This is a genomic window from Vibrio limimangrovi (genome assembly GCF_054064025.1).
The window spans coordinates 346,571-365,171 of sequence record NZ_JBSUGF010000008.1 but is presented as its reverse complement, the minus strand read 5'-3'; the positions used below and the strand labels follow the sequence as shown (position 1 = coordinate 365,171).

12 protein-coding genes are annotated in these 18,601 nt (G+C 43.8%); 6 read left to right on the top strand and 6 right to left on the bottom strand.

From position 1 onward, the window contains the following. Position 1 precedes the first annotated feature (1 nt). The 4 genes from ACWYU8_RS12455 to ACWYU8_RS12440 are packed head-to-tail and all read left to right on the top strand — an operon-like array spanning position 2 to position 10,403. Positions 2 to 829, top strand: coding sequence for a hypothetical protein (locus ACWYU8_RS12455; RefSeq protein WP_457519873.1), 828 nt, complete (start codon positions 2 to 4; stop codon positions 827 to 829). Positions 830 to 831: 2 nt separating this feature from the next. Beyond that, positions 832 to 3,201: a hypothetical protein gene (locus ACWYU8_RS12450; protein WP_457519872.1), complete on the top strand. Its 2,370-nt coding sequence runs from the start codon at positions 832 to 834 to the stop codon at positions 3,199 to 3,201. Then, positions 3,198 to 7,631 (top strand): contractile injection system tape measure protein, encoded by a 4,434-nt coding sequence (locus ACWYU8_RS12445; protein WP_457519871.1) that lies wholly within the window; start codon positions 3,198 to 3,200, stop codon positions 7,629 to 7,631. Before ACWYU8_RS12450 ends, ACWYU8_RS12445 begins: the two co-directional genes overlap by 4 nt. 12 nt (positions 7,632 to 7,643) lie before the next feature. Further along, on the top strand, positions 7,644 to 10,403 hold the full coding sequence (locus ACWYU8_RS12440) for a hypothetical protein (RefSeq protein WP_457519870.1): 2,760 nt from the start codon (positions 7,644 to 7,646) through the stop codon (positions 10,401 to 10,403). 74 nt (positions 10,404 to 10,477) lie between these two features. Here the strand turns inward: ACWYU8_RS12440 and ACWYU8_RS12435 are convergent, their stop codons facing one another. The 3 genes from ACWYU8_RS12435 to ACWYU8_RS12425 form a co-directional block, all read right to left on the bottom strand. Continuing rightward, positions 10,478 to 10,903, bottom strand: a complete 426-nt coding sequence (locus tag ACWYU8_RS12435; protein WP_457519869.1) for a hypothetical protein — start codon at positions 10,901 to 10,903, stop codon at positions 10,478 to 10,480. A 77-nt stretch (positions 10,904 to 10,980) separates the two neighbouring features. Then, complete coding sequence (locus tag ACWYU8_RS12430) at positions 10,981 to 11,424, bottom strand: eCIS core domain-containing protein (RefSeq protein ID WP_457519868.1); 444 nt, start codon at positions 11,422 to 11,424, stop codon at positions 10,981 to 10,983. An 82-nt stretch (positions 11,425 to 11,506) separates the two neighbouring features. Continuing rightward, complete coding sequence (locus ACWYU8_RS12425) at positions 11,507 to 12,889, bottom strand: ATP-binding protein (RefSeq protein WP_457519867.1); 1,383 nt, start codon at positions 12,887 to 12,889, stop codon at positions 11,507 to 11,509. 202 nt (positions 12,890 to 13,091) lie between these two features. Between ACWYU8_RS12425 and ACWYU8_RS12420 the strand changes: the two genes are divergently transcribed. Then, positions 13,092 to 14,048, top strand: a complete 957-nt coding sequence (locus ACWYU8_RS12420) for a homocysteine S-methyltransferase family protein (protein ID WP_457519866.1) — start codon at positions 13,092 to 13,094, stop codon at positions 14,046 to 14,048. Positions 14,049 to 14,231: 183 nt separating this feature from the next. Beyond that, positions 14,232 to 14,426: a hypothetical protein gene (locus ACWYU8_RS12415; RefSeq protein WP_457519865.1), complete on the top strand. Its 195-nt coding sequence runs from the start codon at positions 14,232 to 14,234 to the stop codon at positions 14,424 to 14,426. 175 nt (positions 14,427 to 14,601) lie between these two features. On the opposite strand, the gene ACWYU8_RS12410 is transcribed toward ACWYU8_RS12415, so the two are convergent. The 3 genes from ACWYU8_RS12410 to ACWYU8_RS12400 form a co-directional block, all read right to left on the bottom strand. After that, complete coding sequence (locus ACWYU8_RS12410; protein WP_457519864.1) at positions 14,602 to 16,137, bottom strand: alpha/beta hydrolase fold domain-containing protein; 1,536 nt, start codon at positions 16,135 to 16,137, stop codon at positions 14,602 to 14,604. Positions 16,138 to 16,889: 752 nt separating this feature from the next. Beyond that, positions 16,890 to 17,534, bottom strand: coding sequence for a TetR family transcriptional regulator C-terminal domain-containing protein (locus ACWYU8_RS12405; RefSeq protein WP_457519863.1), 645 nt, complete (start codon positions 17,532 to 17,534; stop codon positions 16,890 to 16,892). A 158-nt stretch (positions 17,535 to 17,692) separates the two neighbouring features. Next, positions 17,693 to 18,565 (bottom strand): dimethylarginine dimethylaminohydrolase family protein, encoded by an 873-nt coding sequence (locus tag ACWYU8_RS12400; protein WP_457519862.1) that lies wholly within the window; start codon positions 18,563 to 18,565, stop codon positions 17,693 to 17,695. Positions 18,566 to 18,601 lie beyond the last annotated feature (36 nt).

Below are 18,601 nucleotides of genomic sequence, written 5' to 3'. Positions count from 1 at the left end.
TATGCCAAAACGCAATAGAAGCACACTCAAGAACTTTTTCCAGCCTGGCAATATGCCGTCTGCGGAACACTTCGCGGATCTGATCGACTCCTGCGTCAATCAGGTTGAGGATGGATTTGAGAAGCCACCTGCGACAGGCTTGCAATTAACCGCCTTAGATCAGGAACATTTACTGAGCTTTTATCAGCAAAGTGATCGCAATACCGCTCTATGGCATCTGGGGTTAGATGCCAAAAACACCAATTTACACTTTAAGGCTAACCCACTAGCTAACGTCACCGATTCAGAAAACGAAAAGGTCCCTGAAACCAACTTAACGTTAGCGCCGAATGGAAATGTCGGTATCAAGACAGATACTCCCGAGCACGCGCTCGATGTTAAAGGGACACTCTCCTCACAAGGCCGGAGGGGAATTGAAACGGTCGAGGCTCTTATCCCTGCTGACGGTAAATGGCACGACATCACAGAAACATTAGAAGGATGTCATATGCTCGAAGTCGTTGCAGGTATCGGCATCCGACATACAGGTCGATATGCCATGCTCCACGCCATCGCAATCAACACTTGTGCGCCAAATCACTGGTGGTGGCAATGGCGCAGAAAAAACCCGATTAAGGCTCAACACGCTTTCTTTCGCTCCCCTGCAGATAAGTTAAAGCTAAGGTGGCAGCACGATACAGAAAAAGGTACCAAACGACCTTACCGGTTACAGATTCGGACCAACACCAGTTACGGAGACAACCGATATATCCGCTACCACATTACTAAATTATGGGACGACGACTACATGAGCAATTGCGAGATAATCCAAGAGGATAAACAGGACTAACTATGCCTGCGACCATATCTAAGCAAGAACATCAGAATGACCCGGATAAGTTTGAACGCTTGTTCCAGCTTGGTATTACCTACGTCCAGCAATTAACTGGCAAAGTCTGGACTGACTACAATACCCATGACCCTGGTGTCACTATCCTCGAACAGGTATGTTTTGCGCTTACCGATATTATCTATCGCAGTGATTTTGCGGTGTGTGACCTCTTGGCTGATAATTATGGAAGAATCGACTACACACACTATGGTTTAGCTCGCCCCGATGACATTTTTTCTCCACCACCTCAGGTAGCTTATGAGTACGAAAACTTTATTGTTAAAACGGTTCCGCAGTTGGAACAAGTTTGGTTTCAAACCTCTGAACAGTACCCTGACTCTGGTCTCTATCAAATCTCGGGGTTGCTGCAACGTTTCTATCGCCGCCAACAGCAGAGTAGTCAAAGCACTGGCGCGGAGTCACCTTCCGAAAAAAGCGACCATACCTTACAAAAGATTGTTCAAGCCTATCACCAGGTAAGAGGATTAGGCGAAGACATCGAAAGCATCAGCGTTATAGGTGAAACATCTATTCATCTCGCCGCAACCATTGAAATCAACAATGACGGTGTTGACGCGAACCAGATCGCAGCTCGTGTTTATTACCACTGTGCGCAATGGTTAAGACAAAGAACCAACGGCGATTTAAATGAGCTTGAAGAACTGATTTTGAGCGCTGTCAGTATCCAAAAAGTAAGCGATATAAGATTTGAAGCGGAAACGCTACCCGATGAGCCATGCGTTGCGATAACCGACATTCCTGAGTACGCCAGTTTGATCATGCCTGAAACCGAGCATGACATCCGCCTTAATATCATCCAAAACCAGCATAGTGTCGATCTGGAAGTTGCGGATGTGGCGATTCAAATAGAGCAACTGCTGCAACAGCAAGCAATTGAACGCCATCAGGTTACGACAACAAAACCACTACCTTCTGGTAAACATCGTGACCTCAGCCATTACGATTCAATACAAAACTTGTTCCCACGGAACTATCAGTTAGCAACAAAAATCAATGTTGGCAATGACCCAAAATCTCAGGCACAGCGTCATCAGTTGCGCAGTTACCTGCTGCTGTTTGATCAATTGATGGCTAATTTCTGTGAGGACCTCACCCAGCTGCCAGACCTGTTTTCTACATCATACAAGCAGCAATCCAGTTATCACATACACTCGCTAACACCGCAGGAATTCAACGGTATCGAAAAGCATTACCCTGCTGACGCCATATCGCGTCTACGCTCGTTGCAATCTGAATTAGACAACTTCCCTGAACGGAAAGGCCGCATCTATGACTACTTAATTGCACTGTATGGCGAACAGTACCCCGATAAACTTCATCGGATGTTCACCCCTTACTGCAATGAACGTGAGATGGACTGGCTGCTGCTTGAGTACAAACAACGCTTTATTCGTAATATCGTGACGATCAGTAACCAAAGAGGCTTGGGAGATAACCTGCTTGCTCCTCAACACAGAGGTGGATATCAGCAACGATTAGCGCTACTACTTGGCATGTCCCCTTCCACTGAAGAGCAAGAGAGTGTCGGGATCAATATCAGTCGCTATCTGATGAAGATTGTGCCCGATGAAGAGTACCTGCAAAGTGATATCGGTAAAAACGCCATTTTCGAGCTTAAACCCAGCGTCTTGCCTCATCTTGAGACCCTGCCTGAAAGCCAGGAAAAAATATCGCTTTCTGTAGAGCAAAAGCGAAAAATTCGATCTTCTGTGTATGCTCTGAACGGCCAGACATTGCCAAATTCATTCTTACAGTCTGGTATAGACAATCAGCGTTATCGGGTGCTCAAACGCGCAAAAACGGGTGATTACAGACTGTTCTTTGATATGGGGTCAAGCCATGACAGACGTTGGTTATACATAGGACGTTATAACCACAAACAAAAGCTGATTCGTTTTTGTCACTGGTTACAAGCTTGGCTGGTTGAAATCAATCAACAGTCAGAAACGCTGTATGTTGTAGAGCCAATAACCCTGCGTCAAAAAGAGAGCAATATTGCCTCTCTGGCCAATACGGTATGTGTTGTGATGCCATCTTTCACTTCTCGTCACTGCAGCCCATTATTCAGGCAACAAGCTGAACAACTTATCAGAATCAACAGTCCGGCACATCTGGATATTCAACTGATGTGGTTAGATTTTGCTGCGTTTTATGAATTTGAAAACCACTATCTCGCATGGCGTAAACAGAAAGCTTTGGCACTCAAACAGCCTTACAGCGAGCCGATCCAGAACTGTGACGATCTAGCGACCAAATTATTGGAATTCCTGCAAAATCGAAATCTTACGCAGGAGGCGTCAAGCGTATGAACAAAGCTGGCAAAATAGCGCTGAATCCTGAGCCTCAAACTCATTTAATAATGAAAGCAGACTTCGATATAAACTTCGACTCTGCTCGCGTTGCTGAACAGTTCGAAGCCAAGGTTTACCAGTGGCTCATGCACGAACTTCTGCCTTCCATTGACGAACTACTCAGCCAATTTTGCTCAGCAGATACCATGATCTGTATTGATAAATTAGAAATCGATACTGGATATATTACCAGCGAGAACCTGCGCCGCTCTCTACACAAACAGGTATTGCAGCAGTTGTACCAAGAGATCTACCAAAAGACTCATTCCGACATTCCAACAAAAGAGCGAACCTCAGTCACAAATAACGCTAAAAATCAGCGTGGTGGAAGTGTTGATAATAGTATCACTCAACATGAGCTCATAGATTATCGCTGGCAACAGGCTTGGTTTTTTATCGAGTCCGGGCAATTACGTTGGCCGTTTAAACACAACCAGCATTTGTCCGAAACAGGTTTAGTAGAAGTGCTGCTCAATTATCCAGCACGAATAGATAACTCGCTGAGTGCCTCTCAAAACCCGGTCACACTCTGTTTAAGATTAGCAATGCAACTTCCTGATGAGTCGCTAGCGCAACTATTACCGCTGTTGAACCAGCAAAACCGTTTCCTTCTGATGATTGCGTTACTGGAAACAGGTGTTCGCCACAAATCACGGCTGACAAGAGACCTAATACGTTATTGGAATAGCCTGATTGATTCAGCCATTTCAAACAGAAACCTGGCTTCACTACTCCCATATTGGGATCGGCTCATGACGAGCGATTCGTCAGGACTGCTTTTTGCGATCGGTAAACACAGCAGAGATGCTCAATTGCCCTTGTTGCTGATCCAATCACTTAACGAAGACCAACGTTTTGCCTTATTAGAACGGTTGGAGCCGTTAAATTATCCATTTCTGGTACAGCTCTTAACCAGTCCGGCATTGTGGTTACTCCCTGTCGATACGCAGTCTATGACAACTTTAGGCACAGGCAACACCGTCGCATCAAGTCAAAACATTACACACCATTTATGGCACTTCACTTTTCACTATGTGTTGGTCGAGCGTGGCAGTCGCTTCAACAAACAGCAGTATATGAAAAGCATGATCATTAAAATGGCGGCGATGCAAAACCTCAAAACATCCGAATTATTCTCTGATCTTCGCAACACGCTTCTTCATATTGGTGTCAATAGTTCACTTAGACAACAAATGATGATTCTCTTGGATGACATAGAACCGGCAATATTTCCAAATAAGCCAAACAGCACAGCACTGAGTGGTACAAGCAAAGAAGCAAGCGACCTCTCCTGGCTCGTACAGCAAATTATCGACTTGAAAGTCAGCCATACGTTAATTGCCCATTTAGAACAGATGCTGACTCATTCAGCGTCTTTGTCCCAATTTGAATGGGCTTTCAAAACACTGCCTAAATTTCGCCAAAACTTATGGGAACAACTACCAGCAACCACACTGAAAAATGTTATCAGAGCACTGACTTCACGCTCATCGCCTACCCTTACTTTTAAGAGCAAGCTTGATCTAAAAAGCACGTGGGACGGGCTTTCTAATCAGAGCGATATCGTCATTCCCAAAACAAATAAATCAGACTCTCTCAGCGCTTTGCTGCTCATACTTCAACAAGGAAACGAACAAAGCCTGCTGCATGCTTTGCCTGAAGATAAACAAGTACTCAAACGCTTATTAGTTTGGATTGGACAATTAGCAGCCGTTCGCGAGCATTGGAGTGAACACTTTTCAAACCAAACTCTATTTCGCTTTGTAGACATCATTGAGCCTAAAGCGAACGAAGTGGTTCACGACATTTTTTCCAGCCGCCAGCTCATTGAGAGAACGACTGCGACTGAGGCTAAGTCAGGGGTAATTGAAGACCATGCTCTGCGCAGCAGCTTGTGGCAATTTACCCTCAGTTATTTATTAGTTCAGCGAGGCAGTGAATTTAATAAACGAAGTTACTTACTTTCGCTCACTCATCAAATCGCTGCGCACCGAAATGTGCATCATCGCGAACTGGTTCGCTCGCTTCTTTCTTCGTTAAATGGTCAAGCCAACCATCACCTCGTCAAAGCATTACGCTCTCTTTTACCAGAGCTGACAAATTCCGCTCGTAAAACATCTTCGGTAGATTCCAGCGAAATACACGTCTTTAATAAGGCAGATCAAAGCCGGTTAAATAACATCGCTGCGATTCACACCGAAGTACCTTTCGAGATGGTTCAGGCACTGATGGATGCAAATAGCGATCAATGGCAGCACGTGCTCAAGGGAAATCTTGCTCGCCTCGATCCCAAAGCACTTGCTTGCGTAATCGTGAGGTTAAGTGAGTCCAACACGATACGGAGTCGTTGGATTAAAAACTTTGACGAGAAAACACTCATAAAGTTGATTGCTTTAACAAATCAACAGTATGAGGCTTTCACGTTTGATGTGCTTTCTGTCCGCTCATGGATAGTTGAGGCAGTTCATTATTTAACTAACAATTCAAAAACCAGTGTCAGATCGTCCGTTGATCGCTTAGTTTGGCAATGGCTCTTTAATGCGGTGTTGTCGCGCATAGTACAACCGTTCAGTGCGGAAGCAGCGCTAAATTCACTGCTTAGAATGTTGGCCAAACATTACGAAATAGAAATCACTGAGCTAGCTCAGGCTATGCTCAGAACAGATAAGTCCAATACTTCGCAGTTCAATGGCTCTCAAATATTGGTCGTAAACCTTCGCAATGTGCTTGAGTATTCTGCTCTACAGCAAAGTCATTCAAGCCCAACAGATTTAGTATCGTTGCTACAAAAAGTGCAGACAGCTAATTCCACACTCAAACTTAACGACAAACGCCGTTTGCAATTACGTGAGTGGATCCTCGAAAAAGCATCAGCGGAAACGGCATCGATACTCCGAAACGACTTACAATCAATTCAAAATATTACTGCGCATATCGCCCCAACACCGCAATCTGTCGAATCATTTTTACCCGCGCTTTGCTACCTAATTGATCATCTCGAAATACCCGTTCAATGGCTGTACCAACATTTATTGTCTCCACACAGACCAACAACGGTACACTCTTGGTTAGACGCACTAGTACGTCAACTCAAAAGACGTAGAGCAGGTTTTTCTGAGCAGCAATGTTCAGAGACAGTACATTCACTAATTGAGCGAGCTTCAGCCAAAGATATTCCATTAGCTCAGCGCCAGCGTTGGCTCTCAGCCTCGACGACACAAGATGAGACAATCAAACACATTACAAACTGGGATGTTCTGCAATCGAACCAATTGGATGATGACCGATTAGAACTCGCACTGAGTCGCTATCATCACGCCTTATGGAAACATCTGACTACCGAGTTACAAAATAAAGACAAGCTAGTCAGCTGGATTGACAGACTGGCCGTTCATCAACACTTTGAAATGTTCGCGCAACAACGTAGCGAATTTATGCCCGTAGTGATTAGCCTTTACCAGGCACTGGTTTTTTCTCTCGGGAATACACCAGAATGGAAGCAAGCATTTTGGTGTGTAATTTATCACCGCTTGTTGCTTCAGGGTTTCACTGGAGCAGCCTCTCAACTTCTTCAGTTGATTCTTAACGATCTCACTCACTACCCTGCGATTGTTAGCGAGCTTGGTACCGATAATACAAACGACAAGACAAAGCAGTTAGCGTCTAAAATTAACGTTTCTCGCCAGTCGATACTTGTCCCGATGCTTGAAGCGTTGAGTCGAGCGACTTCAAAGGCCAAGTTGAATACACCTGCAGCTCCTGTAGAGCTTGACCGTTCACAACCGCAAGTTCAGCGCCTTTATGATGCGATTGAACCAAGACGTTCAGAGAATGTGAACAAGCCTCTGTTGTGGAAAGATCAAAATGAAAAAGAGAGAAATACGTCAGAACCGATAACCATCAATAATGCCGGCTTAGTCCTCTCTTCTACCTATATTCCGACTCTCTTTCAACGGCTCAATCTCACGGATGGAAAAGCGTTCATCAGTGAGAAGACAAAGTTTCAAGCCCTATTCTGCCTCCAATATATGGTTGATGGTCGTAGTGAAGCGCCAGAGTACTTACTAACACTGAATAAGTTACTGTGTGGCGTCCCACTAAGTACACCTATCCCGAACCAAATCGATTTACCTGATGGTGCGATGTCGATGATTGATGGCCTGTTAACGGCGATGATCAGCCACTGGAGTGCACTTGGTTCAACCTCTATTGAAGGCTTGAGGACAACATTTCTCCTGCGTGAAGGCCGACTCTTGGAAGAAGAAAAGCAATGGCAGCTTAACGTGATATCTGGTGCGTTTGACATGCTGTTAGACCAGATTCCCTGGAGCTTCCAAACCATTAAATACCCATGGATGGACAAACCCCTGTTTGTCACGTGGCGGTGAGGATAACTTATCATGAATGATTTTTTCCTGAACCTGATTAATAACCATCATCCAAAAATCCACGCTCGCGCTGTGCTGCGATGGTTAATGCTCATCACGATTATTTGGGTATCCTTTTTATCGGTGTCGGCTCAGGCCCCCTCGGTTTCTACCGCCTATAGTTGTAGCGGTCAATTGCCAACAAAAGACAATCGTTATAACGGGCGAGACATTCAAAAACAATTGAAGGTGATTTATCTATCTGATTCTGCTTTTCAGGCAGCACTAAAATCCAATGGCAGAATGCTTACCGATGGTATCTTCGGACCAGTGACCCGTCAGTGGCTAATTAATTTTTGCAATGACTTTAATGTATCGGATACCGTAGTTGAGACGTCCGGCAGTAGTTCAGATTTCGTTGACACGACACTGAAAGACCTTTCTCGTGCTGCAAAGATCAGTGCCGTATTTCCGGACTGGAGGGATACCGTCTCAACAGGTGAACTACTGAGTTTAAGTTCCACACAACTTACTGAACTTTTGACTCCCGACCTGCTTTCAGGTTCCACAATAACTTCATCTACAGGCACGCAAGCCAATATCACAAGTTACTACTATCAACTGACCGACAATGATCTCAACCGTCAAGCCACCCTCACTGCACTGACCGCATTAGGAAAACAGCAGTTCTCACAGCGCAGCGAACTGTATAACCAGCTAGTCACCCTGATAGATCAGCTCGATGTCACTTTTAACCCAGAGCTGGATCTCAACAGCTTTATTCAATCTCAGAGTATTGACCAGGCCACACAAAGCAATAGCGAAACAGAAAGCACCACAACATCTCAAACCAGTAAGAGCAGTGATGGCTCAGATTCTGGTTCAAGTACTGCTACGACCACAGACTCAAGTTCTAGTTCTAGTTCTAGTTCTAGTTCTAGTACAAACTCAACACCAAGTTCTACATCTGCTGCAAACACGAGTTCTGATCCAAGCTCTGGTTCTAATTCAAGTGCTACTTCTGATTCAAACTCAAGCTCCACACCTGCTTCAGGAACAAGCACAAGCACCTCTAGTGACTCTGGCAGTGATAGCAACAGCGAAGCAAGCCAAAAAGCAACTGATGATGCAAAGAGTGTGACCGAAAGCAGCACCAGTGCTACTACGAAAACAACAGCACCTTTGATTAGCTGGCAATTAGACAGCAATTCACTTGCGACTGCGCTTCAAAATCAGGACATTTATGTCATACCCGCAAACCTTCAAAAACAGCTTGAGCCTATCGTTAATCAGGTATTTGCCAGCCAATATTTAATGCAAGCAGCAATGACCCTTGAAGGCATGGATACTTCGTCCAGTGACGCTGAAAATGTACTTAAAGTGGCCTATAAATCAGGACTTGCCCCTGATACGAGCAAGCCAGTCGTGTGGACAGCACCTCCTGGTTGTGGCTGTCAGGACGGTCGTGACTCCATTTTTAGTAACGCTACGTTTTATGGTTTTTCCCCATACTGGTATCAGGCCGAAGAACAACAAATCATTAATTTCAGCCAACTGGATCGTATTGGATTTTTTGCCGCTGTCGCAAAACCAAACAGCAGTGGCAGCTTGCTCGTTTTACCACCTAATTGGAAGACAGAGCCTGAAAATACCCAATTTATCCGCTTGGCTCATCGTTACCGCAGCGAAGTGGACCTTGTAGTGACAACACCAAGAGACATGACCTCGCCCTCACTTGTAGCGCTTCTGGACAAGTCGCTAATCGATCAACTGGTCGAAGCGATTGCTCAACCACTCGACAGCTCTATCATTAACCGCATGAAACCAATCATGACACTGGGTATGGAGCCAATCCCAAGCATCGGGGATGGTATTACTCTTGATATCGACTTATCAGTGCTTAAAAACAACTCAAGCCAACTAGAATTTATTACCTTTGTTCGCACACTCAAGCTTGCCCTGCTTAAACAAGAAGGTTCCAGCATCACCAATATTGATGACGTGACAGCATCACCAAATGATCGTTACTTTCTCAACATCATCATATCTGCTAACAAAGTTCTCAATGCTGATGCCGATACAGACACAGGCAGTTTCTATACATTTGATAACATTAACGCACTCGGTGAAGTGACTAACCTGCTGATCATACGACCTGAGGTCGAAAGGAAAAGCAGCACAACCCCAGCTGCAATTGCGAAGCAAGAATTGACCCAAATACAAGAAATCCATCGCTGGTTAAGTAATCAAAGCGATCAACTCGCAGTTGAAAAACTGTTTAAACAGATTGTTCCCATGTTGATCACTGAATTTAATCGTGACTCAGAAACTGAGCTGACACAGCTGCTTCGCCTTTCAAGTTGGAGCTTTATCGGTGCGGCTTACCAACCAATCCCACTAAATGAACTGAGCCAACAATTGGTCGATGACACCTTCTATCCAAAAGCCACTTCATTGCCGTCAGTGTTTGCAGCAATACAGGAACAGATCATGGTCGTCATGGACTGGATCTGTCCTAACCGATGGTTATTACGCACCATATTGTTTGTCATCTTTATTGGTATTGCCTCGGTACTCATTGTCAGCAACTGGTATTACGAACTGAGACAATACCTCGTTCAGTTACCTTTTGTGCTGCTTTGTATAGGCTCTCTGGCTGCATTGATGTTGGTGTTTATTTCAGACCCATACTTCCATACATATCAGGTTCCTATATTGCTTGGCTTTATGGCGTTAATTATATGGATATTGTTAGTGGTCAGATGGCTAACAATGGAGGGGGATAAGCCTTAGAGCAAATGAAAATAAGCCCCGAATATTTAGGTGCACCTATTGGGGCTTTATTATGACGAGGTACTAAATCTGAACTAAAGATGTTTGTTAATCCATTTTCTACATTCTAAATATGTATGATGCCGATTTTTGTTATGAGACAAGGTGTTATGGTACATCTCCATCTCTTTCTTAATATACGTTTTTGTACGTCCTTCAAAATTTATTCTAGAACTGTTGTCACCATTGTATTTAACATGATCTTTATGAACATGCCATAAAGACCCCTGACCAGCATCAAAATTAATCCCCTTACCTTGTATAACACCGGAACTAACTAATTTTAATCTCTGGAGTTGATAACTACTTCGAGTACTGTCTTGTAATAGTTGTTTAGAGATATCTTTACGCCGATTGTCTTCTAGTCCTGCTCTTTGACTCAAGTTTTTCTTCCGTTTACTCAATATCGCTGCAAGTTGAACTGTAGGGCGCTTTTTGGAATTGTCGATTTTCGTATACATATTCCCACCTATAAATAGTTGTAAAATGTGATAGCTTCACTCACCTAAAATAAATTCTACATAAGCTTTGTTTGCTTTCATGAAATATTCTTTATCGCCCTATTCCCCATCTCTGTCGCTTCATTTTCCAGAGATGGGTTGTCATTTACCGCCATTCCTCCGACAGAGGTCGTTGGCTTGACGCGCCCTTCCATTTGCTGAACGACGTGTCCCAATTCGTGGGGTAAGTGTTTCTCTTGTCCGGATGCTAGATGAATATCGCTACCTTGCGCGTACGCGTGAGCCTGAACGGCAGCGGGTTTGCTTGAGTTGTAGTGTACTTTTACGTGATCAAGGCTCTTACCACTCAGGCTTTCCATACCAGACTTTAAATTGTCCGGTAGACCTGTGCGGTTCGGCTTACGCTGGATAGAATTCAAGTCACGGTTATCTTCCAGTACTTGCGCGTTGGATTGACCAGACTTACGTTGGACAGAATCTGTGTACTGGGAAATGGATTGCTGTTTAAGCTCAGAAAACACTTTGGTTATCCTCAAACGTTGCTCTAGCTTACATTGAGTCTAGGATCGAACGAATATTATGCAATAAAGCGCAATCGTCAATTTAGACCAGTTTATTGTCTTTTCTGAACTCATGACGAATTCCGGAGATGATATCTTGTTGATATACAATTCGTTCTTTTCGACGTATTGCCGTAAGTGCGCATTGACGAAGTACATTAATTATTTGCCCACCCGCCATCTGGTAATCACAGGCTATGCTGTTTAAGTCGACGTCATCACCGAGATCACATACATTGTGGAAGGCATTTTTCCATATCTGTAGACGTTCCTCAGGGCCGGGTACCGTGAAATGCACCATATTCTGGAATCGACGGGTGAACGCTTCATCCATATTTCTTTTCAGGTTGGTTGCAACAATCACCGTTCCGGGAAAGTCCTCAATCTTTTGCAATAAATATCCCGTAAGCTGGTTAGCATAGCGATCATTTGAAGAGCTGGCCTCTGTCCGTTTACCAAACAGAGCGTCACCTTCGTCAAAAAACAGTATCCACTCTTTATAGCTGGCAGCATCAAAAACGCGAGATAAGTTCTTCTCTGTTTCTCCGATGTATTTTGAAACCACCATGGACAAATCAACGCGATACACCTCTCTATTGGTAGATTTACCGAGTAACGCCGCAGTCAATGTTTTACCGGTTCCTGGAGGTCCGGAAAATACAGCCCTATAGCCGGGCTTCACCTTTTTAGCCAACTGCCACTCTTGCATCAGAGTGCTGCCGTACGCCAGCCAGGCTCGAATCTCCTCAATCTGGCTCATCACACTATGCTCCAGCACCAATTCCGACCACTCGAGTGGTGTCTCTAGAGGATGAGCAGGGAAACTCGCACTAAGCTCAGGCTTATGCTGCTCTCCCGTGATGAAATAATTAAGCCAATGATCATTGAGGCGATAAACACCAGCTAAACCCGGAATCCCTGACTCCACAGAAAGTAATTCTGTCACTTGCTCTGCCATTAATTTATGACGAGGAGAGAGAATCGACATGGTATGGATACGCCACTCAGGGTTGTTGGCACAAATCAAGAAGTTAAGAGTCTGACCGGTAGGTACGAAGCCACTAAATGTTCGGTCAGCGACGCCTCCGAATTCAGTAAACGGACGATCAATCATACCGTTTAGGCCGAAAAAGAAATCGAGTGCATCGGGGCGGACAGAAGGTGCCATTGCCAGCGCCAATGCAAGACGCTCAAACACATTCAATTCCCAATTAATAACCGTATCTGCATATAAACTGCTACCTGGCGCTGTGGCTGGAGGAGGAATGTCAAACCAATGTTGCTCATGCCCGTCTTGTTTGAGATAGCTACAAATCACCTGACTGATGACATTCGTTAGCCAGTCAACTTCCCGATAAAGCGCTGATATATTTTCAGTTTCACTGTCAGGTTGATAACCGTAGTCGTCGCTATCGAGTAATTCCATTACACCGTCCCCACCATACACAACTAATCGCTCATTCTATTAGTGTGTAAAAGTATAGGCGAAGCTGGGGTGTGCGAAGCCAATAATCTCCCCTCTTTCTGACGTATCTATTAATATATCTATCATTCTAAGTGTCACTAATGGCGGTTTGTTTCTAAACTACAAAGAGCGATTCTCATCTCACTTAGATGGAGGTTTCAGAATGGTCGCGCAAAGATCTTTTCCAACTCAACAAGATGGACGACTCTATCTCACTGAAGGTGGGACGGAAACAGAACTCATGTATAAGTACGGCTTTGAATTACCTCAGTTTGCTATGTACCCCTTACTCGACAACCCCGCTGCAGTTGAAAAGATGAGAGAAATGTTCCGTAGCTACCTGAACATCGCGGCAAAATATAAACTTTGTGCACTTATGGGCGGTCTCGACTATCGAGCGAGTCCTGACTGGGGTGCGCTGTTGGGCTATTCTCCGCAAAGTCTGGCTGACGCAAATATACAATGCATAGAGTTTCTTAGAGAGGTAGCGAAAGAGTACGCTGCTGATATTCCAGAAGTTCTGTTTCAAGGGCTTATAGGTCCGCGTGGCGATGCGTATTCGACCAATCACAAGATCACAGCGAATGAAGCAGAGGACTACCACTCGGTTCAACTAGAAACCTTAAAGAATGCCCAAGTGGATTTAGCGTTAGCTATAACCTTTAATAACATTCCGGAATCGATTGGTGTTGTTCGAGCAGCCCAAAAAATAGGTGTACCTCTGGCGATTTCACTCACACTAGATAGCAATTCAAAACTTAACTCTGGCCCGAGTTTAGCCGAGGCAATCTCAACTATTGATAGGGAGACGGATAATGCGGTCGAGTTTTATTTGATCAACTGCTCTCACCCTGTCGAGTACGAACCCGCTATTGAACAAAGCGACTGGATGAATCGAGTTCGTGGAGTTAGACCAAATGCATCAAAAATGGAAAAAATCGCGCTATGTAAACTTGGACATCTGGAGGATGGTGATCCTGTAGAATTGGGAGAGCAATGCGGAGATCTTGCTAAGCGCTACCCTCATATGGATATTTGGGGTGGCTGCTGCGGAACCTGGGACAACCATCTGGAACAGATAGCAAAACAGGTCATCGCAGCAAAAAATGCCGCTGAGTAGCGCCATATTCACGACTTGCTGAGGCAACAAAGCCGGCTGTTATTGTTTCAGTTCTGTCATAAAAGCCTGTCATATCTATACTCATAAGTAGTTCAAACATCGGTACGGCCATATTGCCAAAACCGAGATACAGTTGCTGGTTAACAACAATAATCAACAGCAATGCGAACTTGAGGAGCACTTATGTACAAAGTTAAGGACGAGGGATATACACCACTGTTTTTAGCTGGCCTGTTTATCGCCTTAATGCTTTACGAATTACTGGCGAGAGACGGCAGCGGATGGCTCTGGATTCCTACCCTGTTACTCGCTGGGGTTACCGCCTCTCTGGCTTACGTCGTGCATTGGCATCGCCAGCAACGTGGAGGTGACCGATGAGCCTTCTGATTCTGCTGGTTGGGGCAATAGGATTAGTGATTGGGCTGATCACCCTATACGCTGAAATGATTTTAGTGTGGTTGGATTCGGTGATTTAGCTCAACTTGAAACGTTTGAAAAGGGCGATAGCTCATAGAGTTATCACCCTTTGGGGTTTTTGCTTCATTAAGAAAAGTTACGGTTGCGTGTCGGTAGAAGTAACGACTGCATCAAAGAAGTCGATCATCTCATCCAGTGCTGGCTTACCTATAGTATTAAAGGTTTCCAGTACACGTTCTTCCGGTTTCCAGTCAAAATACGCATGGCCAACCCCAGGGTATTCTACAAACTGAACTTGCTGACCAGCGGCTTGAAGTGCTGCCGCATATTGTCTTACCCCTTCAGGACCTACCGTTGTGTCATCAGAACCCACTTGTAGATAATGAGGTGGTAATACCCACTCGCTAGCCAAAGGTATATTGCTCATTGGCTCTACAGCTGGATCCATCACCCCTAGCCTATCCGTGCTGATAAATGCACCATAACTTGGAGCCACAGCGATAAGGGAAGACTGAATAGAACTTCGAACATCATCAACAGACATACTAGATGGAATATAACTAGGCATGAAATGAGATGTGCCGATTTCTCCTGTATACCCTTGGTCACCAATATAACGGGTCAATAACGCCGCTGAAGCACTAAGATGACCGCCAGCGCTATCCCCTGTGATAATAATACGTTGTGGATCACCACCGTAAACTTCAGCATTCTCCTGTATGTGAGCAATTGCACCATAGACATCATTGATCATATCCGCTTTGGTTGGTGCCGGACTATCCAAGTCGACCAATAGACGATAATCGATACTCGCGACGACATAACGTCCGGTTTGGGCAATATATCTCGCCTGACCACGCATAATGTCTTCCGAGTTCAAGCTCCATGCACCGCCATGTACAATAATGACAATTGGTAAATCAATCGCACCCGGTGGTGCATAAATATCATATTTTAGAGGTTTACTACCTGGTGTTGCATAAACCACATTCAATGTTTCTTGCAATTCTCCCCAAGTATCTTCGGCAGTAAAACTCGCTCCGATGACGTATTTATCCATTTCACCGCCAAAGATTTTAAAACGAGCATCGTTTGCATCAGTTTGAATGGTATGCGGTGAACTAAAGGATTCATCCACGTAATCACTCCAGCCAGGCTCCATAACCCACAACATTTTGTAGGTAGAGTCCAATACATAGCCATCGTCAGGCACCGCAGTAATCGTAAATTCAGTGCCAAAAGGAACCGTTGTTCCTGAAGTAATTTGTGGCTCTACCGTGTATTGACCATTCTCACTGTCAGCTAACTCAATGATAACGCCTCGCTCAAACGTGGCCTCTACCGTTTTATCCTTATCCATCACCAGAGTAATACTCGCGTCCAAGCTCGTACTATCTCCACTCCAACCAGTAAACACATAACCACTTTCTGCGGTAGCGGTTAAGGTAACTTCGGTTCCTAGACTATATTCAAAACTCTGTGGAGTAATACTAACCTCTCCATGTTCTGATGTCGGAACCGTCAGTTGATAAGCATCAGAAATAACAGAAGTATCAGAGTCATTACATGCAGCCAGGCTTACAACAGATAGCCCAATTACTATAAACCGGCTCAATAAAGATGGAATACCATCAAACCGCTTCAGTTTCGAATTGAAAAACTTCTCTTTCATTTTAAATCCTTTAATATTTATCCATATCAATAAATAGAAGAATGAACATTGAAATTAATTAATAAAATGTTCTCCTTGATATCTAACCAGAAGGCGAATCAATAATATGATGTCTATATTTGGATTTATTTCCCCCAAGGTGCAATTTTTTGCATCTCGGTGAAATTTTAAAATTTGTGATGAAGAGTAGAGTTTTTCCAATAAGCATTAATGGAATCAACTTCAATTAAAACCAAGCAATTAATAACAAACCAATCAATTACAGCTTAAGCATTCATCGAAGATCCATTATTTAGTAAAACGCATCTTGACTTTAGTTATTGGAACTTAATTCACCATAAGAGAAATGCACTATTTGAAGATTCTAAAAACTATGAGGAATCCAACTTTTTCCAAATCAGTTACCTTAGATAGACAACATTACAGAAAAAAGTTTCCCTAATATAAAGCTCGAAGTATTAGTCCCTAAAGATCTAATGGGTCATGTAAAAGGTTCAAAGCTCTTTAGAATTACAGCCAGCGATACAGGTAAGTTTATGGATTACCATCCACCAGGTACAGTTAGTATTCATTTACTCCAATCATACTTTATGCATATCCGTATTGATGAGAACGGAAAGAGAATCTTCGTACCTCAAAGAACAAAAGCTTTTGTTAGTTTTTAAGGCTGATCATTATATATATCAAAGTTAGAACACCTGGCAGTTCAGATGAGATAGCCATATAAGGTAGCTTAGAGAGTGAATGAGATGCTAGTCAAAAGCACCGTTACGAAAGCCTTTCAGCCAATGTTCAGCTATACGTTGCCCCTTCTCGGCATCAGGTAAACCAGAACAAGATAGACATTCTCTTACCCAGATCCCGTCAATTAACGCCATTAAGCTATCTGCCGCAAAGCTAAGGTTGTCGGTTGAGAGATTTTCTTCTTTGCAAATATCAGTAAGCAGATCTTTGAGTAATTCTAAAGTCTGCTGGTTAACTTCTGAATAGGTTTGATACATCTCCTGCGAATCTCGGGTAAGGCTCCAGAAAACTAACCAAGCTTTCAGTAAGTCAGGATCAAGGACTTCGGCGGAGATGTATTCATCAAAAAAGAGCTGCATTTTTGCCGAAGCACTTTTTTGAGGACTATTCTCAATTTTGTCCTTTATCAGTGTTAAATACTTATCTGAGATGTATCGGTATGACTGAGCAATAAGGTTATAAACCGAACCAAAATGGTGGTTGAGCAACCCCTGAGATACCTGAGCTTGCTTGGTTATTTTTCTCACTGACAGGCCAGCATACCCTTCCGCGATTAAGCATTGAATAGCACTGTTAATTAATAGCTCTTTTCGTTCATCCGGCTCACAACGGACAAATTTCTTATCCTGATTGGTCATATCATTCCAACTCAAACAAAATCCTAATTGTTAGTTTTATACGACTTCAAAGCATACCTAAAATATCACGGTGATAAAAAGCCTCTCGGGACATGAAGACCCTTTGTCCCGAAGAGGTCAGTGCTTTACAACTCGTAAAAGTAGAATAGTGGTCACAAAGTATCCAGGTAAAACTATTCTCGGACAATTGGGTTGGTTAAACACGTGGGGCCACCCTCGCAAGCGATACACAAAGCATCCCCTTCAAAAACGCTAACCTTAACACCATGATCTTCCATCACCTGTTTAGTTTTAGGGAAGCCGTCTATCATGATGCAATTATCTGGTGATGTTGGTAATACGTTTAAGTTCAAGCCAAACGAAGCTTCGAACTCATCTTCAGGTGCAATAACAAACTCAATGCCCTCAGATTGCATTAGTTGCCAAAGGCGAGTCGGAATCAACGGTGGGTGAACCAGGTACTTATTTTCTGTCAGTGGCGAAATAACCGACATCAGATGCAAACAGGCACTCTCACCAGACCAATAAGGCATGTCAAAGCCAAGGACGTTAATTCCGTGTGGATTAAGCAGAGCATTAAGTTGGCTCACTCCCTCTTCATTTGAGCGGAAGCCAATGCCCACGAGTAAAGTATTGTCGTTGAGCCAGATAAGATCCCCGCCTTCGATCTTGGCATCATCGGTTAACGCACCAAGAATAGGAATATCTAATTGGCTGAATTTATTTTTATGCAGTTCTGGTTCAGGCTTTCTTAGTGTTTTGCCCATGCGCAGTGGAATGACGCCCGCTTTAGTAACCAGAGATGCATCACGAGTAAACATCGCATCAGACAGACCATCACCTTCATCGTCTATCCATTCAATTTTTGCTCCACTTTCCTCGATAAGTTGGCAAAACACTTCATACTGTTTTAGTGCTTTCTCTGGATTGAAAAGGTGGTTGTAATGCCACTCCTCAGCGTCTGCGTGTAAAAAGCTTGAGCCCGGTTTACGCATCAACACTCGCGTCATTTTTCCAGCCATTGACTGACATCCATACTCAGACATTTATTTCTCCTGATAATCTCTACTTAATAACGAATC